Source organism: Pantoea dispersa, assembly GCF_019890955.1.
Classification (GTDB): Bacteria; Pseudomonadota; Gammaproteobacteria; order Enterobacterales; family Enterobacteriaceae; genus Pantoea; species Pantoea dispersa.
Map to the genome: position 1 here is coordinate 1453458 of NZ_CP082346.1, position 23035 is coordinate 1476492.

General features: G+C 58.8%; 22 protein-coding genes and 1 riboswitch. Of the genes, 10 read left to right on the forward strand and 12 right to left on the reverse strand.

All coding sequences use genetic code 11. From position 1 onward, the window contains the following. Positions 1-27: 27 nt before the first annotated feature. From K7H94_RS06680 to K7H94_RS06695, 4 genes are all read right to left on the reverse strand, one after another. Complete coding sequence (locus tag K7H94_RS06680; RefSeq protein ID WP_058757262.1) at positions 28-1725, reverse strand: NAD-dependent malic enzyme; 1698 nt, start codon at positions 1723-1725, stop codon at positions 28-30. A gap of 158 nt (positions 1726-1883) precedes the next feature. After that, the gene (cdd, locus tag K7H94_RS06685; protein WP_222951835.1) at positions 1884-2780 is read right to left on the reverse strand and encodes a cytidine deaminase; all 897 of its coding nucleotides are present in this window, start codon (positions 2778-2780) and stop codon (positions 1884-1886) included. A 124-nt stretch (positions 2781-2904) separates the two neighbouring features. Beyond that, complete coding sequence (locus tag K7H94_RS06690; protein ID WP_222951836.1) at positions 2905-3597, reverse strand: CidB/LrgB family autolysis modulator; 693 nt, start codon at positions 3595-3597, stop codon at positions 2905-2907. Further along, positions 3590-3973, reverse strand: coding sequence for a CidA/LrgA family protein (locus K7H94_RS06695; RefSeq protein ID WP_058769941.1), 384 nt, complete (start codon positions 3971-3973; stop codon positions 3590-3592). The genes K7H94_RS06690 and K7H94_RS06695 overlap by 8 nt, the downstream gene beginning before the upstream one ends. Before the next feature lie 151 nt (positions 3974-4124). Between K7H94_RS06695 and K7H94_RS06700 the strand changes: the two genes are divergently transcribed. Continuing rightward, the gene (locus K7H94_RS06700) at positions 4125-4472 is read left to right on the forward strand and encodes an endonuclease domain-containing protein (RefSeq protein ID WP_222951837.1); all 348 of its coding nucleotides are present in this window, start codon (positions 4125-4127) and stop codon (positions 4470-4472) included. 479 nt (positions 4473-4951) lie between these two features. Here the strand turns inward: K7H94_RS06700 and metG are convergent, their stop codons facing one another. After that, entirely contained in the window at positions 4952-6985 is a 2034-nt protein-coding gene (gene metG / locus K7H94_RS06705; protein ID WP_141495211.1) for a methionine--tRNA ligase, read from the reverse strand. A 162-nt stretch (positions 6986-7147) separates the two neighbouring features. On the opposite strand from metG, the gene apbC reads away from it, so the two are divergent. Continuing rightward, entirely contained in the window at positions 7148-8260 is a 1113-nt protein-coding gene (gene apbC / locus K7H94_RS06710; RefSeq protein ID WP_058757266.1) for an iron-sulfur cluster carrier protein ApbC, read from the forward strand. A 3-nt stretch (positions 8261-8263) separates the two neighbouring features. Here the strand turns inward: apbC and K7H94_RS06715 are convergent, their stop codons facing one another. Then, entirely contained in the window at positions 8264-8707 is a 444-nt protein-coding gene (locus K7H94_RS06715; RefSeq protein WP_222951838.1) for a GNAT family N-acetyltransferase, read from the reverse strand. 290 nt (positions 8708-8997) lie between these two features. On the opposite strand from K7H94_RS06715, the gene ahpC reads away from it, so the two are divergent. Then, positions 8998-9561 carry an alkyl hydroperoxide reductase subunit C gene (gene ahpC, locus K7H94_RS06720; protein ID WP_010617942.1) on the forward strand — a complete coding sequence of 188 codons (564 nt, stop codon included), beginning with the start codon at positions 8998-9000 and terminating at the stop codon, positions 9559-9561. A 70-nt stretch (positions 9562-9631) separates the two neighbouring features. Then, entirely contained in the window at positions 9632-11200 is a 1569-nt protein-coding gene (gene ahpF, locus K7H94_RS06725) for an alkyl hydroperoxide reductase subunit F (RefSeq protein ID WP_058769944.1), read from the forward strand. Between the two features lie 52 nt (positions 11201-11252). Here the strand turns inward: ahpF and K7H94_RS06730 are convergent, their stop codons facing one another. Beyond that, positions 11253-11450, reverse strand: coding sequence for a hypothetical protein (locus K7H94_RS06730; RefSeq protein ID WP_021509295.1), 198 nt, complete (start codon positions 11448-11450; stop codon positions 11253-11255). Positions 11451-11795: 345 nt separating this feature from the next. Continuing rightward, positions 11796-11892, forward strand: a riboswitch (TPP riboswitch). 33 nt (positions 11893-11925) lie between these two features. On the opposite strand from K7H94_RS06730, the gene thiM reads away from it, so the two are divergent. From thiM to fbaB, 3 genes are all read left to right on the forward strand, one after another. Then, positions 11926-12711 carry a hydroxyethylthiazole kinase gene (thiM, locus tag K7H94_RS06735; RefSeq protein ID WP_222951839.1) on the forward strand — a complete coding sequence of 262 codons (786 nt, stop codon included), beginning with the start codon at positions 11926-11928 and terminating at the stop codon, positions 12709-12711. Continuing rightward, positions 12708-13508, forward strand: a complete 801-nt coding sequence (gene thiD / locus K7H94_RS06740; protein WP_215800837.1) for a bifunctional hydroxymethylpyrimidine kinase/phosphomethylpyrimidine kinase — start codon at positions 12708-12710, stop codon at positions 13506-13508. Before thiM ends, thiD begins: the two co-directional genes overlap by 4 nt. A 147-nt stretch (positions 13509-13655) precedes the next feature. After that, entirely contained in the window at positions 13656-14708 is a 1053-nt protein-coding gene (gene fbaB, locus K7H94_RS06745) for a class I fructose-bisphosphate aldolase (RefSeq protein WP_058757271.1), read from the forward strand. A gap of 206 nt (positions 14709-14914) precedes the next feature. Here fbaB and K7H94_RS06750 read toward each other — a convergent pair whose 3' ends face one another. The 5 genes from K7H94_RS06750 to K7H94_RS06770 all read right to left on the reverse strand — a co-directional run bounded on the left by K7H94_RS06750 (position 14915) and on the right by K7H94_RS06770 (position 20502). Next, on the reverse strand, positions 14915-15601 hold the full coding sequence (locus K7H94_RS06750; RefSeq protein ID WP_058769948.1) for a GntR family transcriptional regulator: 687 nt from the start codon (positions 15599-15601) through the stop codon (positions 14915-14917). A 99-nt stretch (positions 15602-15700) separates the two neighbouring features. Then, positions 15701-17161, reverse strand: coding sequence for a mannitol dehydrogenase family protein (locus K7H94_RS06755; RefSeq protein WP_222951840.1), 1461 nt, complete (start codon positions 17159-17161; stop codon positions 15701-15703). A 52-nt stretch (positions 17162-17213) separates the two neighbouring features. Beyond that, positions 17214-18497: an MFS transporter gene (locus K7H94_RS06760; RefSeq protein WP_058757273.1), complete on the reverse strand. Its 1284-nt coding sequence runs from the start codon at positions 18495-18497 to the stop codon at positions 17214-17216. 151 nt (positions 18498-18648) lie between these two features. Beyond that, entirely contained in the window at positions 18649-19659 is a 1011-nt protein-coding gene (locus tag K7H94_RS06765) for a Zn-dependent oxidoreductase (protein WP_058757274.1), read from the reverse strand. A gap of 297 nt (positions 19660-19956) precedes the next feature. Beyond that, positions 19957-20502 (reverse strand): chorismate mutase, encoded by a 546-nt coding sequence (locus K7H94_RS06770; RefSeq protein ID WP_222951841.1) that lies wholly within the window; start codon positions 20500-20502, stop codon positions 19957-19959. A 230-nt stretch (positions 20503-20732) separates the two neighbouring features. Here K7H94_RS06770 and K7H94_RS06775 point away from each other — a divergent pair, with 230 nt between their 5' ends. Genes K7H94_RS06775 through K7H94_RS06785 form a run of 3 tightly spaced genes read left to right on the forward strand, consistent with a single transcriptional unit; the run spans position 20733 to position 23010 of the window. Continuing rightward, positions 20733-21368, forward strand: coding sequence for a hypothetical protein (locus K7H94_RS06775; RefSeq protein ID WP_222951842.1), 636 nt, complete (start codon positions 20733-20735; stop codon positions 21366-21368). A 41-nt stretch (positions 21369-21409) separates the two neighbouring features. Continuing rightward, positions 21410-22240 carry a cytochrome b/b6 domain-containing protein gene (locus K7H94_RS06780; protein WP_031280057.1) on the forward strand — a complete coding sequence of 277 codons (831 nt, stop codon included), beginning with the start codon at positions 21410-21412 and terminating at the stop codon, positions 22238-22240. Continuing rightward, entirely contained in the window at positions 22237-23010 is a 774-nt protein-coding gene (locus K7H94_RS06785; protein WP_058757278.1) for a molybdopterin-binding protein, read from the forward strand. Before K7H94_RS06780 ends, K7H94_RS06785 begins: the two co-directional genes overlap by 4 nt. Positions 23011-23035: the final 25 nt, after the last annotated feature.

Here is a 23035-nt window from a genome sequence, read left to right on the forward strand (position 1 = left end):
GAAGCGTGCGGCAGCGTCGATCTGCAATTAAATCGAGGTACGGCGGTAGTGACGATACTGCGGCAGCCAGAAGTTGTTGTTGATGGCTTTCGACAGCACGTCCTCGGAGGTAACCACCGCCACGCCCGCCAGCTGCGCCGCTTTGCCCACTTCCATGGCGATCACTTTGGAGACGCCCTGGATGTCCTTAATCTCAGGCAGCACCGGACCTTCACCGTCGTTAACCAGCGGTGAGCAGTCAGCCAGCGCGCGGCTGGCGGTCATCAGCATCGAATCCGTTACGCGGGTGGCGCCGGCAGCGATCACGCCGAGACCGATACCCGGGAAGATATAGGAGTTGTTGCACTGGGCAATCGGGTAGGTTTTGCCTTTCCAGGTGACCGGTGCAAATGGGCTGCCGGTGGCGACCAGCGCGTCGCCGTCGGTCCAGGCGATGATATCAGCCGGGGTCGCTTCCACGCGTGAGGTCGGGTTCGAGAGCGGCATTACGATCGGGCGTTTGCAGTGCTTGTGCATCTCGCGAATGATCTCTTCGGTGAACAGTCCCGGCTGGCCGGAAACGCCGATCAGGATATCCGGCTGGGCATTGCGCACCACGTCGAGCAGTGAAATCGAATCGCTGGTCACGTCCCAGTCTTTCAGATTGTCGCTCTTCTGCACCAGCTTGCTCTGGAAATCGAGCAGGTTAGGCAATTTGTCAGTGAGCAGGCCGAAACGGTCTACCATCATCACGCGCGCGCGCGCTTCATCATCGCTCAGGCCTTCGGATTTCATCTGTGCGACGATCTGCTCGGCAATACCGCAGCCGGCGGAACCGGCACCGAGGAACACCACTTTCTGCTCGCACAGACGGCTGCCTGCAGCGCGGCTGGCGGCGATCAGCGTGCCCACCGTGACAGCGGCCGTGCCCTGAATATCGTCATTGAAGCAGCAGATCTCATCGCGGTAACGCTCCAGCAGCGGCATGGCGTTTTTCTGCGCGAAATCTTCAAACTGCAGCAGCACGTTTGGCCAGCGGCGCTTCACCGCCTGAATGAATTCATCAACGAAGGCTTCATACTCTTCGCCGGTGATGCGCGGATGGCGCCAGCCCATGTAGAGCGGATCGTTCAGCAGTTGCTGATTATTGGTGCCGACATCCAGCACCACCGGCAGGGTGTAGGCCGGGCTGATGCCGCCGCACGCGGTGTACAGCGACAGCTTGCCGATAGGAATGCCCATGCCGCCGATGCCCAGGTCGCCGAGGCCGAGAATACGCTCGCCGTCGGTGACCACAATGACTTTGACATTCTGCTTGGTGGCGTTTTGCAGCATGTCTTCAATGCGGTCGCGGTTGTTATAGGAGATAAACACCCCGCGCGCGCGACGGTAAATTTCTGAGAAGTGCTCGCAGGCCGCGCCAACCGTTGGGGTGTAGATGATCGGCATCATCTCTTCCAGGTGGTTGTCCAGCAAGCGATAGAATAGCGTTTCGTTGGTGTCCTGGATGTTGCGCAGGTAGACGTGCTTGTCGTTATTGTTTTTGAAGTCCAGGAACTGACGCCAGGCGCGCTCGGCCTGCTCTTCGATGGTTTCTACGGCGTCTGGCAGCAGGCCATTGAGGTTAAATTCGTTACGTTCTTCCAGCGAGAAGGCGCTGCCTTTGTTCAACAGCGGAAATTCCAGCAGGATCGGACCCGCGTAAGGAATATACAGCGGACGTTTACTTTCGTACTCGAGTTCCATGCAGTGTTTGCTCCGGTTGCAGTGTTTTCTGACGTGTCGCCAGCAAGAAGGTAACGCCAGACCCGTTTATTGTGAAGTTCTGGCGCCCGATCCTATGAAAATTCCTGCAGATGTACAGCTTTTGTTAATAGAAGGTCACAAAAGCGGTAAAAGGATCACTAAACTGTTGGTTTCGAAACTAAAGTAACTGAGAAATTGCTGCAGCCGAGCGCGGCGAGGGTGGTGCGGGTGGCATCAAACTGGCTCAGCGTGGCGTCGGCGCTTTCTGCCAGCACCGCCTGCTGAATCTCCTCCAGCGCTTCGTTGTGCATATTCATCAGAATCAGCGCGGCCTGCAATGGCGGCAGGCTCGGGTTAAAGGCGGCATTTTCGGCATAGCGCCCGGTGTAAATCTGGCCGCTGCGGCTCTGCAACGCCACGCCGCTATAACTCTGGCTGTAAGGTGCATGGCTGCGGCTGGCGGCATCAATCGCGGCCTGCTGCAGCGCATCGCCCTGCGGCAGGAAACCGTGGTCGACGGGGGTCAGCAACCGTTCGCTGATATTGAGATCGGCCGGGCCAAAGGCATCCGGTAAATAGTCGGCCAGCGTGCTGACCGCGCGGCCCGGCAGGCTGATGCGGATCGCCGTACCGCTATTGAGTTCATTCATAAACTGGCGGCAGTGCCCGCACGGCGTGTAGTTGACGGTAATCGTCGCCAGCTGCGCTTCGCCCCGCAGCCAGGCATGCGTGACTGCGCTCTGCTCGGCGTGGACCGTTTGCTGCAGCGGCGCATGTAAAAACTCCATGTTGGCACCGAAGTACCAGTGGCCACTGATGCCGCGCGCAATAGCGCCTACGTTAAAGTGCGAAACCGGTGCCACGGCACAACAGGCGGCAATCGGCAGCAGTGCGAGTGCCAGCGCATCATCATCCAGACCGGTTGTCTGTTGCAGCTGAGCCACTTCCTGCGGTCGCAGCACGCCATGAAAATCAGCAGCGTCCAGCAGCGGCTGAAGCGCGCTCTGCAGCGCAGCGGGCAGGGCAGAGAAAGCGGAAGTGAATCGTGCATGCATGATGTTATGGCCTCATTAACTCGTCAGCGGCGAAGCGCCGCCTCAAGGTTTATATGTGATCCATGTCGCTATGACAATGCAAGCTGATTGGCTTGTTTCAACTTTGCGAGATCTCTCGCAAGTTTTACCCCAATAAGTGCATCAGCAAAGGAAAAATAAAAGGCGCCAGTAACGAGGTGATGATGCCGCAGATTACCAGCGCCAGTGAACTGAAGGCGCCTTCCTGATAGTCAATCTCCGCGGCGCGCGCGGTGCCGAGCGCATGAGACGCGTTGCCAATCGCCAGCCCGCGTGAGGACTTGCTGCGCACTTTAAACAGATTCAGCAGCATGTGGCCAAACACCGCACCCAGTACGCCAGCAATCAACACGCAAATGGCGCTGATGGCCGGAATACCGTGTAGCGAGCCCGACACTGCCATGGCGATGGGCGTGGTCACCGACTTCGGCAGGATGGTGGCCGCGATTTCCGGCGTCGCCCCCATCCACAGCGCGATCGCCGTGCCGGACACCATGGCGGTAATGCTGCCGATAAAACAGACGCTGATGATGGTTTTCCAGCGCGCGCGAATCTGGTGCATCTGCTCATACAGCGGCAGCGCCAGCGCCACCACGGCGGGCTGCAGCAGCTGATTAAGCAGCGCGCTGCCAGCGAAATAGCGCGCGTAGGGCAGGTGCGTCAGCAGCAGCAGTGGAATAATGATCGCCATGGCCACCAGCAGCGGATTGACGATGGAGAGGTTAATTCTGGCTGCCAGACGGCGTGCCAGCAGATACGCCACCACGGTAAGCGGCAGTGACCACCAGGCGTCACTCATGGCCGGACTCCTTCGGACGCTGCAGGCGCTCGGCGCTGAGGCCGACAATCAGTAATACCAGCAGGGTGCTGACCATGCAGGAGACGACAATCGGGCCAAACTGTGCGCTGAGGATATCGGTGTAGCCCATCACGCCAACGCTGATCGGCACAAACAGCAGCGCCATGTAGCGGATCAACAGCTGACAACCGGGTTTCACCCACGTTACCGGGATAATCTGCAGCGCCAGCAGGGCAAACAGCAACAGCATGCCAAGGATGCTGCCGGGAATGGTAAATGGCAGCAGGGCGGCAAGGCCGTTGCCGGCATACAGCGCGGCATAGACGATGGCAAAGGCGCGCAGATAGCGCCAGCAGGCAGATAGCATGGTGGGCATGTCAGGCTCCTGTTTTCGTGGCGCTTCATCATACGCATTAAGCGCTTAGCGTGCTAGCGATCACACTGGAATGCAGATTCAGGATTTCAACACCTCTGCTTTGAAGCTGAGTAAAGCGGCGTAAGCTGGTGGGCAGAGCGAAGGAGCAGCGATGAACCACACCGTGCAACCGCAGCGCGCGCTGCGAAAGGCGATGCCGCAAGCGGAGCAAAAACTATGGCGCTATTTACGCAACCGAAATGTGTGTGGCGCGAAGTTTCGCCGCCAGCATCCAGTTGGAGGGTACATCGTTGATTTTGCCTGCGTTGAGCGATCGCTGATCGTGGAACTGGATGGCGGACAGCACAATATGCCTGAAGAGCAGGCTTATGATGCCCGGCGCACGGCGTATTTACAGCGCTGCGGCTGGCGCGTTATTCGCTTCTGGAATCATCAGGTGTTTAATGAATTTGAGGCGGTGATGGCGGAGATTTATCGCTGTCTGATGCTGGCGCAATGAGTGCGGTGCGGTTTTCCCCTCACCCCAGCCCTCTTCCGCAGGCGGGAGAGGGGGTAGTCTTATGCGGGGTTTTGCTATGTGCAGGCCTGGCTCTGAACCCAAACCCCGCACTAAACGGTTCCCTCTCCCGCAGGCGGGAGAGGGTTAGGGTGAGGGCCAGCGCGCACCACCCCTTACTTCACCGGTATACCCGGCTGGGCACAGCCATCCACTGACAGCACAAAGCTGCGCTTCTGGAATCATCAGGTGTTTAATGAATTTGAGGCGGTGATGGCGGAGATTTATCGCTGTCTGATGTTAGCGCGATGAGCGCGGTGCGGTTTTTCCCTCACCCCAGCCCTCTCCCGCAGGCGGGAGAGGGGGTAGTCTTGTGCGGGGTTTTGCTATGTGCAGGTTTGATACAAGGTTAACAACGTGCGCTGTTCGGTCCCACCCGCAGGCGGGAGAGGGTTAGGGTGAGGGCCAGATCGCACCAACCCTTACTTCACCGGCATACCCGGCTGCGCGCCGCTATCCACTGACAGCACAAACAGATCTTTGCCGCCAGGGCCGGCAGACAGCACCATGCCTTCGGACACGCCGAAACGCATTTTGCGCGGAGCCAGGTTAGCGACGATGATAGTCATCTTGCCCACCAGCACCGACGGATCCGGATAAGCGGCGCGAATGCCGGAGAAAATCTGGCGCTTCTCGCCACCCAGATCCAGCTGCAGACGTAGCAGCTTATCGGAACCTTCTACCAGCTCAGCCTGCTCGATCAGCGCTACGCGCATGTCGACTTTGGCGAAGTCATCAATGGTGATGGTCTCGCCAATTGGTGCATCGGCCAGCGGACCGCTTACCGCCGGCTGGTTCGCCGCTGCTGCGTCCTCTTTCGAAGCCGCAATCAGCGCCTCCACTTTTGCCATCTCAATACGACCATACAGCGCTTTAAACGGCGCTACGCTGTGGTTGAGCAGCGGCTGCGCAATGCCATCCCAGCTCAGTTCGCTTTGCAGGAAGGCTTCTGTGCGCTCGCTCAGCGACGGCAGTACCGGCTTCAGCCAGGTCATCAGCACGCGGAACAGGTTGATGCCCATGGAGCAAATCGCCTGCAGGTCGGCATCGCGGCCTTCCTGTTTCGCCACCACCCACGGTGCCTGCTCGTCAACGTAGCGGTTGGCCAGGTCGGCCAGCGCCATGATCTCGCGGATCGCACGGTTGTATTCGCGGCTGGCCCAGGCTTCACCGATTTTCTCTGACGCATCAACAAAGGTCTGATACAGCGCCGGATCTGCCAGTTCGCTTGCCAGCTGGCCGTTAAAGCGTTTGGTGATAAAGCCGGCGTTGCGCGAGGCGAGGTTCACCACCTTATTAACGATGTCAGCGTTCACGCGCTGGACGAAATCTTCCAGATTGAGGTCAATATCGTCGATGCGCGAAGAGAGCTTGGCCGCGTAGTAGTAGCGCAGGCTGTCGGCATCAAGATGCTGCAGCCAGGTGCTGGCTTTGATGAAGGTGCCGCGCGATTTCGACATCTTCGCGCCGTTCACCGTGACATAACCATGCACAAACAGGTTGGTCGGCTTGCGGAAATTGCTGCCTTCCAGCATCGCTGGCCAGAACAGGCTGTGGAAATAGACGATGTCTTTGCCGATGAAGTGATACAGCTCGGTGCTGGAATCTTTCTTCCAGAACTCGTCGAAATCGATGTCGCCGCGTTTGTCGCACAGGTTCTTAAACGACCCCATGTAGCCGATGGGCGCATCCAGCCAGACGTAGAAGTATTTGCCCGGCGCACCAGGGATTTCGAAGCCGAAGTACGGCGCATCGCGGGAGATATCCCACTGTTGCAGACCGGCTTCAAACCACTCCTGCATCTTGTTTGCCACCTGCTCCTGCAGCGCACCGGAGCGCGTCCACGCCTGCAGCATCGCGCTGAAGGACGGCAGATCGAAGAAGAAGTGTTCAGAATCGCGCATCACCGGCGTTGCACCTGACACCACCGATTTCGGCTCAATCAGCTCGGTCGGGCTGTAGGTCGCGCCGCACACTTCGCAGTTATCGCCGTACTGATCGGGTGATTTACATTTCGGACAGGTGCCTTTGACGAAGCGATCAGGCAGGAACATGCCTTTTTCCGGATCGTACAGCTGCGAAATGGTGCGGTTTTTAATGAAACCGTTCTCTTTCAGGCGCGTGTAAATCAGCTCAGACAGCTGGCGGTTTTCGTCGCCGTGCGTGGAGTGGTAATTGTCGTAGCTGATGTTGAAACCTGCGAAATCGGTCTCATGCTCCTGCTTCATTTCCGCAATCATCTGCTCCGGCGCGATACCCAGCTGCTGGGCTTTCAGCATGATCGGCGTGCCGTGGGCGTCGTCCGCACAGATGAAGAACACCTGATTGCCACGCATTCGCTGGTAACGGACCCACACGTCAGCCTGAATGTGTTCAAGCATGTGACCTAAGTGGATAGAGCCGTTTGCGTACGGCAGGGCGCACGTTACCAGTAGTTTTTTAGCGACTTGAGTCATAATTTGCGTAGCATTCCGTGAATAAAAAATCGGGCTTAGATGTTAACCGAAGCACCCTCTGGCGTAAACACAGCAGCTCGGCCACGTCACTTTTAGCGCCTATCTGATATGATTGATGGCACACCGCCATCGTCTGGCGTCATGACTAAATAAGGAGTTGGGATGACCGCACAATCCCGGGACCATCATTCACCTGAAGCGTTGCGCGCCGTGGTTATCGGCGTGCTGAGCGAGTTTGAGCATCCGACGCTGCAACACAATCTGACTACCCTCAAAGCGCTGCGCCACGTGGCGCTGCTCGACGACAAGCTGCACATTGAACTGGTGATGCCATTTGCCTGGGCCAGCGCGTTTGAGGCGCTGAAAGCCCAGACCAGCGCGGAACTGCTGCGCCTGACCAACACGCGCGCCATCGACTGGCGGCTGCGTCATGACATCGCCACCCTGAAACGCGTGAAAAATCAGCCGGGAGTCAACGGCGTGAAAAACATCGTCGCCGTCAGCTCCGGTAAAGGTGGCGTGGGCAAATCCAGCACCGCCGTGAATATGGCGCTGGCGCTGGCGGCCGAAGGCGCGCGCGTCGGTATTCTCGATGCGGATATTTACGGCCCGTCGATCCCGGACATGCTCGGCACCGAAAAGCAGCGCCCCACCTCGCCGGATGGCACGCACATGGCACCGATCATGGCGCACGGTCTGGCAACCAACTCTATCGGCTATCTGGTGACTGACGATAACGCCATGGTGTGGCGCGGACCGATGGCCAGCAAGGCGCTGATGCAGCTGCTGAACGAAACGCTGTGGCCGGATCTCGATTACCTGATTCTGGATATGCCGCCGGGCACCGGTGACATTCAGCTGACGCTGGCGCAGAACGTGCCGGTGACCGGTGCGCTGGTGGTGACCACGCCGCAGGACATTGCGCTGATTGATGCACGCAAGGGCATGGTGATGTTCGAAAAAGTCAGCGTGCCGGTGCTGGGCGTGGTGGAAAACATGAGCATGCACATCTGCAGCGAATGCGGGCATCACGAGCCAATCTTTGGTACCGGCGGTGCGCAGAAGCTGGCTGAGGATTATCACACCCGCCTGCTGGCTCAGCTGCCGCTGCACATTAATCTGCGCGAAGATCTCGACGACGGTGAACCGACCGTGATTCGCCGTCCGGAGAGTGAATTCACCGCGCTGTATCGTGAACTTGCGGGCCGGGTTGCCGCCCAGCTTTACTGGCAGGGTGAGGTGATTCCGGGCGACATCGCCTTCCGCGCGGTTTAAGCCTTAGCTGCCGCTGGTGCGTGACGCCAGCGGCAGGTGCATCAACACGTACTGGCCCTGTTCACTCTCTCCCAGCGCTTCGCGCTGCCAGCCGTGCTGCTGATAAAACTGCAGCGCCGCTTCGTTCTGTAGCAGACATTTCAGCGCGCCGGTGGAGGTAAAACGCTGCTGCACCGCGTTCAGCAGCGCATTGCCGACGCCCTGGCCCTGAAAGGCCGGATCAACATACAAACTGTGCAAAAAATTATCGTTGTCCATTACGCCAGCAAAGCCTGCGCGGTGGCCGTCGATCTCCGCCACCAGTACCGTTTCACCGGGAATAATCGCGTCGAAATCTTCCAGCTGCCAGTCGTCGCCGGCCAGCCATGTCCAGTTATGACGGCGCGCCGCGAGATAAAGCGTGCGTAGAAAAGGGCGGTCGGCTTCTTCAAAAAGACGAATTTTCACTTCCAGACTCCATGACGAGTAAGCGGGCACGTTTTGTAGCGGCGTTGCGCACGCAGTTGAATCGTGCAGCAAAGATGATTGAATGTTTATAAAAAAATAGCAGTTGCCGCGCGCGAAGATAAAGCCTGTTAACTCTGCGGCTTTTCTGTGTAGAATGCCGCGGCAAGCCGCATCAAATCTGGCGTCGGCACTTTGATAGCTTTTGATTATCTGATTGATAACGTCTGCATATTAGAAGTTGGCCCGAAAATTATGTAGCCTGCATCACATCTTTTTAACGGAGGTCACCCATGTCTATCATCAATACCAAAATCAAACCGTTCAAAAACGCTGCATTCAAAAACGGCGAATTCATCGACGTAACCGAGAAAGACGTTGAAGGTAAATGGAGTGTTTTCTTCTTCTACCCGGCTGACTTCACCTTCGTATGCCCGACTGAACTGGGTGACGTGGCAGACCACTACGAAGAGTTCCAGAAACTGGGCGTAGACATCTACTCCGTTTCAACTGACACGCACTTTACCCACAAAGCCTGGCACGGTTCTTCAGACACCATCGCGAAAATTCAGTATGCGATGATCGGCGACCCGACCGGTGCTCTGACCCGTAACTTCGAAATCATGCGTGAAGCAGAAGGTCTGGCTGACCGCGGTACCTTCATCGTTGACCCGGAAGGCATCATCCAGGCCATCGAAATCACTGCAGAAGGCATCGGCCGTGACGCATCTGACCTGCTGCGTAAAGTGAAAGCGGCTCAGTACGTGGCTTCTCACCCAGGTGAAGTTTGCCCGGCTAAATGGAAAGAAGGCGACGCAACGCTGGCTCCATCACTGGACCTGGTTGGCAAAATCTAAGTCACCTACGCCCTTTGATCTTTCTTCCATCGGGTGCTGCGGCACCCGATTTTCTTCACAGGAACTCACTATGCTCGACACCAATTTAAAAACCCAGCTCAAGGCCTACCTTGAGAAACTAACGAAACCGGTTGAGTTGATTGCCACACTGGACGATGGCGCAAAATCCGCAGAGATCCGTACTCTGCTGACCGATATCGCGAGTCTGTCTGATAAAGTCAGCTTCCGTGAAGAGAACGATCAACCGGTACGTAAGCCATCATTCCTGATTACTAACCCAGGCAGCCACAGCGGTCCGCGCTTTGCCGGTTCGCCAATGGGCCACGAATTTACCTCACTGGTGCTGGCACTGCTGCAGACCGGTGGACATCCGTCGAAAGAGGCGCAGAGCCTGCTGGATCAGGTTGTTGCGCTGGACAGCGACCTGCATTTCGAAACCTATTACTCTCTGTCGTGCCACAACTGTCCTGACGTGGTACAGGCGCTGAACCTGATGGCGGTGCTCAATCCACGCATCCGTCATACCGCCATCGACGGTGGCATGTTCCAGAACGAGATCACCGAACGCAACGTCATGGGCGTGCCGGCGGTTTACCTCAACGGCAAAGAGTTCGGTCAGGGTCGCATGAGCCTGGCAGAAATCGTCGGTAAGGTAGACACCAACGCGGATAAGCGTGCGGCTGAAGAGCTGAACAAGCGTGATGCCTATGAAGTGCTGATCGTCGGCAGCGGCCCGGCGGGCGCTGCGGCGGCCATCTACTCGGCGCGTAAAGGCATCCGTACCGGCCTGATGGGCGAGCGCTTTGGCGGCCAGGTGCTGGACACCGTTGACATTGAAAACTACATCTCCGTGCCGAAAACCGAAGGGGCCAAGCTCGCCGGTTCCCTGCGTGCGCACGTTGATGACTATGACGTGGACGTGATCGACACCCAGAGCGCCATCAAGCTGATTCCGGCAGCCAAAGAGGGTGGCCTGCACGCCATCGAAACCGCTTCCGGCGCAGTGCTGAAATCACGCAGCATCATCATTGCTACCGGCGCACGCTGGCGCAACATGGGCGTTCCGGGCGAAGAGCAGTATCGCACCAAAGGTGTAACCTACTGCCCGCACTGTGACGGCCCGCTGTTTAAAGGCAAACGCACGGCGGTGATCGGCGGCGGTAACTCCGGCGTTGAAGCGGCCATCGATCTGGCCGGTATTGTCGAGCACGTCACGCTGCTGGAGTTCGCCAGCGAAATGCGCGCCGATAAAGTGCTGCAGGATAAACTGCGCAGCCTGAAAAACGTCGATGTGATCCTCAACGCGCAGACCACCGAAGTGAAAGGCGACGGCAGTAAAGTTACCGGTCTGACCTACATCGACCGCAATAACCAGACCAGCCACGAACTGGCGCTGAGCGGTATCTTCGTCCAGATTGGTCTGCTGCCTAACACCAACTGGCTGGAAGGCGCGGTAGAGCGCAACCGCATGGGCGAGATCCTGATCGACGCCAAAGGCGAAACCAGCCTGAAAGGCGTATTTGCCGCCGGCGACTGCACCACGGTGCCGTACAAGCAGATCATCATTGCCAGCGGGGAAGGGGCCAAAGCGTCACTGAGCGCGTTTGATTACCTGATCCGCACCAAACCGGCTGAATAAGTTTTGCGATAGCCACGCAAGCGCCCTGCAACCTGTGTTGCGGGGCTTTTTTTTATCCCAGCCAGCGACGCGCCTGTTCATCGCTGATATCGCGATAATAAATTTTATGGATGCGCTCGCCGCAGCGTTTGCATTCGGCTTCGAGGTACGTGGAGTACCGGTAACGGCCGCCGGGGGCAACGGCGCCTTGACGGGAAATGGTGATATTGTGCCAGTGGTGCGCGTGCGGAAGAAAACTGAATAAAGTCATTAGCGATTCCGGGTGAAGGTGAAACAGCGGTCTTCAAATCCGGAGGGGAATTAGGCCGCGTTATGCCGCCGGCCGATTTGATATTAATCAAGTTGCGCGCTTTCTTCTGTTTATTTCCCGCCTACTGCCCCGGCAGATTAAATTAACTATCCTGATGAATTTTCGGTATTTTGGGGAAATTGATCTCCATCGATTTGTTTATATTTTCCTGATGATCAAAAAATCATGAAAATTGATGGCGCACGTATTTTTGCTCTTCGTTGTCCGGCAAAAAAAGCGCACCCGCCGCAGGATTTACAACTTTAAGCTGACCCTTTATGCTGTGAAGGCACGTCTGACACGGACGTGCATGACTCGGGGTGCCCTTCTTTGTGAAGGCTGAGAAATACCCGTAATACCTGATCTGGATAATGCCAGCGTAGGGAAGTCAGATGCCTGACCGCATTCGCCTTCCTGATTGCCGGTTGGGAGCCTTATGACACAGCCTGACCCTCTTTCCCCGGCGCAACTCGCGCACTCTCTGCAACTGCTGCGGCAGCAGGCACCGCTGGTGCACTGTATGACTAACGACGTGGTGCAAACTTTTACTGCCAACGTGCTGCTGGCACTGCAGGCTTCGCCCGCGATGGTGATTGATGGCGATGAAGCGGCGCAGTTTGCCGGTTTCGCCGATGCACTGCTGATTAACGTTGGCACCTTAACCCGCGAGCGTCGTGATGCGATGCTGGCGGCGGTACATGCCGCTAACCAGGCCGGCACACCGTGGACGCTCGATCCGGTGGCGGTAGGCGCGCTAACCCTGCGTACGGAATTCTGTCAGCAGCTGCTGAGCCTGCGACCGGCGGCCATTCGCGGCAACGCTTCAGAGATTCTCGCCTTAGCCCAGCAGGCCACGGGCGGACGCGGTGTGGATAGCGTGCATCAGGCCGATGCCGCACTGAACGCCGCGCAGCAGCTGGCGCAACGCTGCACGACCCTTGTCGCGGTAACCGGCGAAGTCGATTACGTCACCGATGGCCGCCAGACGCTGGCGATTCCCGGCGGCAGCCCGCTGATGACGCGCGTGGTCGGCACCGGTTGTGCGCTATCCGCCGTCGTCGCGGCGTGCAGCAGCCTGCCGGGTGAGCGCATCCAGCACGTGGCAGCGGCCTGCCGCGTAATGTCACTGGCGGGAGAGCAGGCCGCGCGCAGCGTGGCAGGGCCCGGCAGCTTCGTCGCCGCTTTTCTCGATGCGCTGTGGACGCTGGAGGTGGCGGCATGAAACGTATCAATGCATTGACCATTGCCGGCACCGACCCCAGCGGCGGCGCAGGTATCCAGGCCGATCTGAAAGCGTTTTCCGCGCTCGGCGCGTACGGCACCAGCGTGATTACCGCACTGGTGGCACAGAACACCCGCGGCGTGCAGTCGGTGTATCGCATCGAACCGGCATTTGTCGCGGCGCAGCTCGACTCGGTGCTGGACGACGTGCGCATTGACGCCGCCAAAATCGGTATGCTGGCGGAGACGGCGATCGTCGAGGTGGTGGCAGAGAAGCTGAAACGAGCCAGCCTGCCGTTTGTGGTGCTGGATACGGTGATGATTGCCAAAAGCGGCGATGCGCTGCTGTCGCCCGATGCGGTAGCCAGCATTCGTGAATGTCTGTTGCCGCAGGTATCACTGATCACGCCCAACCTGCCGGAAGCCGCGGCGCTGCTGGGTTGCCGCATGGCGCAGGACGAGGCGAGTATGCTGCAGCAGGGCGATGCGCTGCTGGAACTGGGCTGCGAAGCAGTGCTGATGAAGGGCGGTCATCTCAGCGATGCGGAAAGCCCGGACTGGCTGATCACCCGTGCCGGCCGCCAGCGCTTTACCGCACCGCGCGTTAACACCCGTCATACGCACGGCACCGGCTGCACGCTGTCGGCGGCGCTGGCGGCATTGCGACCGCGCCATGTGGACTGGGCGGGCACCGTAGCGGAAGCCAAGGCCTGGCTGCAGCAGGCGCTGCTGCACGCCGATTCGCTTGAGGTCGGCCATGGCATTGGGCCGGTGCATCATTTCCATCAGTGGTGGTAGGGCGTAACGCCAGATTGCCGATTTTTCACTGCGTATCCGTCTGAAAAATGGAGTCAGCAATTTGCCAGCCTGGCGCGTTTCGGTCCAGGCTGTGGGGGGCGAATCGGCAGGTGCCGGTTCTTTTCCAGCCATTTATCAGGAGCGAACATGACGGACATCGTACAGTTATTGGGTAAAGAGGCGGATACGCTTCTTCAACATCGCTGCATGACCATTCCAGCGGACAGCCTTTATTTGCCGGGCGCGGATTATGTCGATCGCGTGATGATTGATAACAATCGTTCTCCTGCGGTACTGCGCAATATGCAGACGCTCTACAACACCGGCCGTCTGGCGGGTACCGGCTATCTGTCGATTCTGCCGGTGGATCAGGGCGTGGAACACTCTGCCGGCGCCTCGTTCGCTGCCAATCCGGCCTATTTCGACCCGAAGAATATCGTCGAGCTGGCGATTGAAGCCGGCTGTAACTGTGTGGCATCAACCTATGGCGTGCTGGCCTCCGTGTCACGTCGCTACGCGCACCGCATTCCGTTTATGGTCAAGCTGAACCATAACGAAACCCTGAGCTATCCCACGCAGTATGACCAGACGCTGTACGCCAGCGTCGAGCAGGCATTCAACATGGGCGCGGTTGCGGTCGGCGCCACCATCTATTTTGGTTCTGAGCAGTCGCGCCGGCAGATCGAGGAAATTGCAGCGGCCTTCGAGCGCGCGCACGAGCTGGGCATGGTGACGGTGCTGTGGGCCTATCTGCGCAACAACGATTTCAAGAAGGATGGGGTGGATTATCACGCCAGCGCCGATTTGACCGGTCAGGCTAACCATCTGGCGGCCACCATTGGTGCCGACATTGTGAAGCAGAAAATGGCGGAGAATAACGGCGGCTATAACGCGGTGAAGTTTGGCCACACCGATGAGCGCGTGTACAGCAAGCTGACCAGTGAGAATCCGATCGATCTGGTGCGCTACCAGCTGGCCAACTGCTACATGGGCCGCGCCGGGCTGATTAACTCCGGTGGTGCTTCAGCCGGTGCGACCGATGTGGCGGAGTCGGTGCGTACGGCGGTGATCAATAAACGCGCCGGCGGCATGGGGCTGATTCTCGGACGCAAGGCGTTTAAGAAGTCGCTGAAAGAGGGCGTGGCGCTGATTAATGCGGTGCAGGATGTGTATCTGGCGAAAGATGTGACGATTGCCTGATGGTGTGAGGTGCTTTTTCCCCCTCACCCTAGCCCTCTCCCGCAGGCGGGAGAGGGGACATGAATGTGCGGTTTTTCAGAGTTAATTATTGAGTACTAGCTGGAACAGCTCCCTCTCCCGGTGGGAGAGGGCCGGGGTGAGGGCATCACACCGCACCGTATCAAACCGCACCGCATCACACCCCACCGCAAGCTCACCGAACAACACTACGGCCCTTCAAACCATTCGCTGTTGCGCTCGGCAATCGGCGTGATGGTCAGAATCATCTCCTGCAGATGTCGCCGCATCGCCTTCTCAGCCGCATCGGCATTCTTCGCTTTCAGCGCGGCAAATATCTCTTCGTGCTGCTGAATCAGGCTCTCCGGCGGCGACACTTCGCTCAGCGTCAGAAAGCGCACGCGGTCCATCGTCGCTTTAATGTTCTCCACCGTCTCCCACGCCAGCAGGCAGTCAATGCCTTCGGCAATCAACCGGTGAAACTCATCGTCGAGCGCCAGAAACGCCTGGCTGTCGTGGCGTTCCGCTGCCAGTCGCTGCAGCTGCAGATTGTGTTCCAGCGCCATCAGTCCGGTGGCAGCGATCTCCAGCGCGGCGCGACGAACCACGGCGATCTCCACCGCTTCACGGATGAAACGGCCGTCGGCCACGCGCTGGGCGGAGATTTTGCGCACGAAGGTGCCGCGCTGCGGCAGAACCTGCACCAGGCCGGCTTCCGCCAGTTTGATAAAGGCTTCCCGCACCGGCTGCCGCGACACGTTGAAGCGCGCCGACACTTCTTTCTCCGACAGCAGCGAGCCCGGATGGATCACGCAGGTCACGATATCCTTCCGCAGATAGCGATAAATCTGCTGATTTACCGGTTCGCTGGTGGTTATGGTATAGGCAATCGACATGCAGCAATATCCGTATTACGGCTGGCCGCCGCCAGCCCGATGAGAAAGCGTCAGTCTAATCAGCACGCTGCGTCTGCGCTACACATTTGTGCAGGCGGCTTAGCCTTCTGTGACCAGCGCCTGCACCGTGGCGCGTGCACCGGTAAGCCGCAGCTGCTGATACAGCTCGGTAAGCCGCGTAACAAACACTGAGTGATAACGTAAATCGTCGCCGAACACCGCCTGCAGGCGCAGTAAGGCCTCAACGCGCTGCGGGCCATCCTCGCTATTGGCAACAATGCTGGCCAGCTGTGCGCTGAGCGGATCGCGAACCTCAATCGCCGCGCCCTGCTCATCGACGCCGCTGATATAGCGCATCCAGCCTGCCACGCCCAGCAGCAGATAATCACAGGCCGTCCCGTTACGCAGATGCCAGCGCACGCTATCCAGCAGGCGCTGTGGCAGCTTCTGCGTGCCGTCGGTGGCGATTTGATAAGTGCGATGTTTAATCGCCCGGTTTTCGTAACGGGCGATCAGCGAGTCGGCATAGGCGACCAAATCAACATCCTGCGTGCGCAGCGTGGGTGCCTGATCCTGCAGCATCAGCGCGCGCGCCGCCTGACGAAAATTCGCATCGGCCATGCAATCGCTGATGTGCTGATACCCGGCCAGGTAGCCGAGATAAGCCAGGAACGAGTGGCTGCCGTTGAGCATGCGCAGCTTCATCTCTTCGTACGGCAGCACATCACGCACCAGCTCCGCACCGGCCTGTTCCCACGCCGGGCGGCCGCTGACGAAGTTATCTTCAATCACCCACTGGAAAAAAGGTTCGGCTTCCACCGCCACCGGATCGCGACTGCCCAGCCGCGCTTCCAGCGTTGCGAAAGCCTCATCGGTCATCGCCGGTACGATGCGATCCACCATGGTTGAGGGAAAGGTGAGGTGGGTCTGAATGTAATCCGCCAGCGCCGGGCTGCGACGCTGCGCCAGCTGGGTTATCACATTGCGCGTAACGTGGCCGTTCTCCGGCATGTTGTCACACGACATCACGCTAAACGGCGGCAGATCGCGCTGGCGACGGCGTTCAATCGCCGCCAGGATCACGCCGGGCAGCGAGCGCGGCGCGTCAGGATGCGCCACATCGTGCACGATGTCCGGATGCGTCAGGTCGAGCTGGCCGCTCGACGGCAGCGAACAGTAGCCTTTTTCCGTGACCGTCATCGACACGATGGCGATTTCCGGCTGGCTCATCGCTTCAATCACCGCCTCAATACCGTCACTTTTCGCGTGCAGCGCCTGGGTAATTACGCCAACAATGCGCGTGTGCAGGCTGTCGTCGGCCATTTCGGTCACGCTGTACAGCAAATCCTGCTGGCGCAGAGCGGCGATCAGCGCGCCACTGTTGAGATTCACTTCGCAGTAGCCCCAGTCGCTGCCGTGCTGCGCCAGTTGGTCAGTGGCCAGCGCCTGATGCGCGCGGTGAAAGGCACCAAAACCGATGTGCACCATGCGGGTTTTCAGCTGGCTGCGGTCGTAACGGGGGCGCTGTACGTCAGCGGGAAGGCGATCGGGTTGTAACATGCATAATCCTTGTGGCAAACGGGGCGCGCGGCGCCCCGGCAGAGTCATTCGATTAAACGGAAACCGGTTTGTCGCTGGCTTTCGGGCTGCGAATCACAAACAGCACCAGCAGCGCACCAAGGGCCGCCACCACACCCGCCAGCACAAAGGCGCTGTCAAATTTGCCGGTGTGCTGCACGATGAAGCCGGTAACGATCGGGCCGATAATGCCGGACAGGCTGCCAATCAGGTGAATAAAGCCGCTGATGCTGCCGACGCGGCTCTTGTGCACCACATCCTGAATAATCGCCCAGTAAATGGCACCGGTGATGTAGAGGAAGAAGATGGAGATCGACATCATGATCACCGCCGAATTCACCTCTTTGATGGTGCCCGCCAGCGCCACACATATGGCTGCCGCCAGCAGCGACACTACCAGCACAATCTTGCGTGATAGCAGCAGCTTACCGGTAATATTAAAGATTTTATCGGAAATCCAGCCGCCCAGCGCCAGGCCAACGAAGCCGACAATCCACGGGATCATGGTAGTGATGCTCATGGCTTTGATATCCAGCCCGTGCGCCTGCACCAGATAGGCCGGGAACCAGCTCAGGAAGAAGAACAGAATGTAGTTGTAGCAGAAGAAGGCGAATGCGGTAACGAGGATAATCGGCTGACGCAGATAGTAGCCCATGCCGTGCGCTTTGCCGTCCGCGTCGATGATATCTGCCGGCTCTTCCGCTTTCAGTTTCTCTACCAGCGCGCGCTCCTGCGCTGAGACGCGCTTACTGCGCGCCGGATTATCGGCGGCGAAGAAGAACCACAGCGCCATCCACACCAGGCCAATCAGGCAGATCACCACAAACGCCGGACGCCAGCCGAAGGAGAGCGCCAGGTAGCCGACAATCGGCCCGGCGACCGCGCCGCCGAGCGGGGAACCGGCACTCAGCAGGCCCATGGCGGTGGCGGCCTGCTTTTTCGGGAACCAGCCGTTGATGGCTTTGTTGGCCGAGGCGCAAATCGGGCCCTCCGCCATGCCGAACAGCACGCGCAGAATCATCATCGACCAGAAACCGGTCGCCAGCGCGGTCATGCCGCAGAACAGTGACCACATGCCGACGGCGGTGCCGAGCACAATCGTCGGGCCAAATTTATCGGTGGCCAGGCCGCCAATAAAGTTGAACAGCGCATAGCCGAAGAAGAAGCTGCCGAAGATCAGGCCGAACTGCTCGGCATTGATCATCAGATCTTTTTCCACCAGCGGCACGGTGAGCGACAGGGCAATACGATCGAGGTAGTTGATCATATAAACCAGGAACAGCAGCAGTACGAGGGTCCAGCGTAGATTCTTCAGCATAGAAACTCCGTTTCCCTGTTCTTCTTCAGGCGGCAGCGTCACGGGGAGATGACCTTGATGACCGCGGCGCTGCGCCTGATTTATGCAGGGGATTATTGTTGTGGCCGGCGGGTACGCACCGGCATCAGGAACATCTGGTGTGGCGCCTCATTCAATCCATTTGCAGGATCACTTTGCAGCAGGTGCGCGGGTCTTGTTCAAACAGCGTCATGGCGCGCTCGATCTGCGCCAGCGGGAAATAGTGGGTGACCAGTTTCTCCGGCTGGATCAGCCCCTGTTCCAGCCACGCAATCACCTGCGGGAAGCGGTTGCTGTTCAGGCGCGAGGTAAACAGCGACAACTCTTTACTGGTCAACGCCTGCTGCGTCAGGCTACACGGCTCAGCAGAAAACCCGAGCAGGCCGATGCGCGCCGCCGGCGAGGCCAGCGCAGCCGCTTCAGCGAGGATCGCCGGATGGCAGGCGGCGTCGATAATCAGCGTCGGCTGAACGCCTTCCAGCTGCGCCGCCAGCGGGATCTCGCTGTTGTTGAACAGGCGATCGGCACCGTTTTGCTGCGCCAGCGCCAGCCGCTCTGGCAGGCGGTCGACCACCAGCACCTGCTGTACGCCGTACACGCCTTTCAGCACCTGAATGGCGGTCAACCCCATCGGACCGGCACCGTAAATCAGCGCCACATCCTGTGGCTGCGGTTTGAGGAACGCCGTGATATTCGCGGCAATGGTGAAGGGCTCAACCAGGCTGGCGAGTTGGTCGGGAATGCTCGCCGGCAGGCGATGGGCATTTTGGGCTGGCGCCACCGCATACTCGCTGAAGCCGCCGTCGCGGTGGACGCCAATCACCTGCAACGACTGACAGACATTGGGACGGCCAACGGAGCAGGGATAGCAGTGGCCGCAGCTCACCACCGGATCGACCGCCACGCGCTCGCCCAGCCGGCTGGCATCAACGTCCTGTCCGACCGCGTCAATCACGCCAAAGAACTCATGGCCGATCACGCGCGGATAGCGGGCAAATGGATTGTGACCGTGCCAGATGTGCACGTCAGAGCCACAGATGCTGGCAAATTTCACTTTTACCCGTACTTCATCAGCGGCGGGCTGTGGCAGCGCGCGCTCGGCCAGCAGCAGTTTACCCGGTTGTTCAATCACCACACTTTTCATCATTTACTCCTGGCTGGTGGCCTGAAGGCGCGGCGCACCAGCAATAACGCGACAGTAATGATGAAAAAATACGCGCAATAATACTACCATACAAGTTGCTGTTGCAGAGTTGTGAACGCAATCACAGAGCGGATGGGGCAGTTGGAAAGAGAAGTTTCAGAATGGCGTTGCGGTGCGCATCACTGCACATCCTGTAAAGTCGTTACCTGGTTTACAGGGTCGCCATTCAGGGCGACCGGAATAAACGCAGTAAAATGACAGGCCTGCTGCGATCGACGGCACGCTCGCCGTGCAACATCACGGTCGCCGTAACGTCACCGCGCTGAGCGTGCGCCACAATAACTCTTTATCCTGCGGCGACACGTTGCGCTGCTGAATGTCTCGCATGAATTCGGCTTTTTGCGGTGCCTGCAGCGTCGCGCCCTGTTTCAACTGCGCGGCAAGCTGCGTCAGAATCGCGTCGCTGTAATGACCAATGCTTTTGCGCACCTCATCCAGCGGACGCGGCTGCCAGTGCGGCTCCGGCGTTGCCAGCCAGTCGGCGCGATAGCGATACTGCACCGCTTTCGCCACATCCATCTGTGCCTGAATAAACGGCTGCACCGTGGCATCGTCCAGACCCAGCTGACGCGCTTCCGCCAGGGCTTTGTCCAGCACCTTGCGCTCCTGACCCAAATCTTCAATCGGCTGATGATGCTGCGCTTTATAACCCGCCACATCCTTCATGTAAGACAAACGCGTGTTAATAAGCTGGCCCGGCGAAGGACAGCTGAGTTCTGCCGCGGCGGCGGAACAGCTGCAAATCAGCAGCGCTAACGTGGCCGATCGTAACTGCATTTCCATACTGATGCTCCCAATGTTCAACCCAGGCGCTGGATCTGCGCGAGGCTCAGGCTAAGACAAAATAATGACATGACAAAGTACAGGGTGAAAAATTATCTTGTTTTTTAATCTACCAACTAGTAGGTTTGTTTTCCAGCGCCTTTTGCCGCAATGTTATTGCGCTTTGGGTTGAATGATTTCTGGCACAGGGCTGCCGCTGAGGCAGCGCTTATCATCAAAAGGAATACTCCATGACGGTCTTATCACATCACAAACGCCTTTCACTGCTGATTGCCGGTTCACTGCTGGCCGGCGCCACGCTGTCGCCGGCGATGGCGGCAGAGATGGCAGGGCAAAAAGTGCAGGTACGTGGCGTTGTTGAATCGGTAAACGGGCAGCAGCTCACTATCAAGCCACGCGAAGGATCGGAGGTCAGCGTGGCCATGAAGCCAGGCGCGATGGTGTCTGCGGTGGCGAAGGCCAGCATCAGCGACATTAAAAAGGGCGATTACGTGGGCATTGCCTCGCTGCCGAAAGCAGGCGGCGGAGATGGCGCGCTCGAAGTGCTGATTTTCCCGGCGCAGCTGAAAGGTGCAGGCGAGGGTAACTTCAGTTGGGATCTGAAGCCGGGCAGCTCAATGACCAACGCCACAGTCGCCAATAGCGTCACCTCGGTGGACAACAGCGAAGTGACGGTGAGCTATCACGGCCATCAGAAAAAAATTGCTATTCCGGCCGGTACGCCGGTGGTGACGCTGGCGGCGGCCACCCCGGATGACCTGAAACCCGGCACCACGGTGTTTGTTCCGGCCGAGAAGGGCGCCGACGGTAAGCTCACCGCAGGCAATATCATTGTCGGCAAAAACGGCGTAGTGCCGCCGATGTAATCCGGCTCCAGCCAGGCCTCGCCTGGCTGGTAAGGGGCTCGATGATGCAACAGCCTTCACCTTCCCGCAGTAAAACGCTAATCCGTCGTCATTCGCTGCTGGTGCGCGTGACGCACTGGGTCAACGCCCTGTGTTTTGCCGTACTGCTGATGAGCGGACTGCAAATCTTTAATGCACATCCGCGTCTGTATGTCGGCCTGTATGGCGCGGACCATGAGCAGCCGGTGTTTGAAATCGGCAATCGTCAGCAGCAGGGATTTGTCCGGCTCGGCTCGCTGCAACTGAATACCACCGGCGTGCTCGGTGTCTCGAAGCTGGAGGGCACGCTGACAGCGCGCGCGTTCCCCGGCTGGATGACGCTGCCGTCGTGGCAGGATTTGGGAGCCGGTCGCCACTGGCACTTCTTTTTTGCCTGGCTGCTGCTGTTCAACGGCGTGATTTATCTGCTGCACGGTTTCTGGCACCGGCACTTTCGCCGCGATCTGTTGCCCGACCGTCAGCAACTGGGCGCCCGTCATTTGTGGCAGGAGATTTGCGACCACGCCCGGCTGCGCTTCGCCCGCGGTGAAGCGGCGCGGCGCTATAACGCGTTGCAGAAACTCAGCTATCTGCTGGTGATCTTCATACTGTTGCCGCTGATGCTGCTCAGTGGATTAACCCTGTCGCCAGCGCTGGATGCGGCGCTGCCGTTTTTACCCGATCTGTTTGGCGGCCGTCCGACGGCGCGCACGGTGCACTTTATCACCGCCACGCTGCTGGTGCTGTTTGTGCTGGTGCATGTAGTGATGGTGCTGGTGTCAGGCGTGTTCAATAACCTGCGTTCGATGATCACCGGACGTTACGCGATCGACAAAGAGGATACCCCATCATGAAAATCGAGCTGTCGCGTCGCCGCCTGCTGCTGGGCGCGCTGTCCGGCGCCGGCGCGGCGCTGCTGAGCGGTTGCGATCAACTGACGCAAAATGACACGGTCAGCGGCTGGCTCAATCAGACCGAGCGGCTGACGCGTGCCAGCCAGCGCCTGCTGGGCGGCCAGCGGCTGGCACCGGAGTTCAGCGAGGCCGATATTTCGCCGCTGTTCCGCGCCAACGGCACGCAAATGCCTGACTCCGACGAATATGCGCGTTTGCTGGCGAACGGGTTTGCCGACTGGCGGTTGCGCGTCACCGGGCTGGTGCAACAGCCGCTGAGTTTATCGCTCAGCGATCTGCAGCGGTTTCCCAGTCGCACACAGATTACCCGGCACGACTGCGTGGAGGGCTGGAGCGCGATTGGCAAATGGCAGGGCGTACCGCTCGGACTGGTGCTGGATGCGGCGCGCCTGCGGCCAGGTGCCCGCTACGTGGTGTTCCTGTGTGCCGACGAACTGGAGCAGACGCTGGACGGCAGCGGGCGCTATTACGAAAGTATCGATCTGCATGATGCGTGGCATCCGCAAACGCTGCTGGCCTACCGTATGAACGATCAGCCGCTGCCGGTCGCGCACGGCGCGCCGCTGCGTCTCAGGGTCGAGCGCCAGCTCGGTTACAAGCACGCCAAGTATCTGATGGAAATCAAAGTGGTGGATTCGTTTGCCCAGCTGTGGGGCGGACGCGGCGGCTACTGGGAAGATCGCGGTTACGAGTGGTATGGCGGTATCTAAACGTCAGATACGCAGAAAAGCAAAA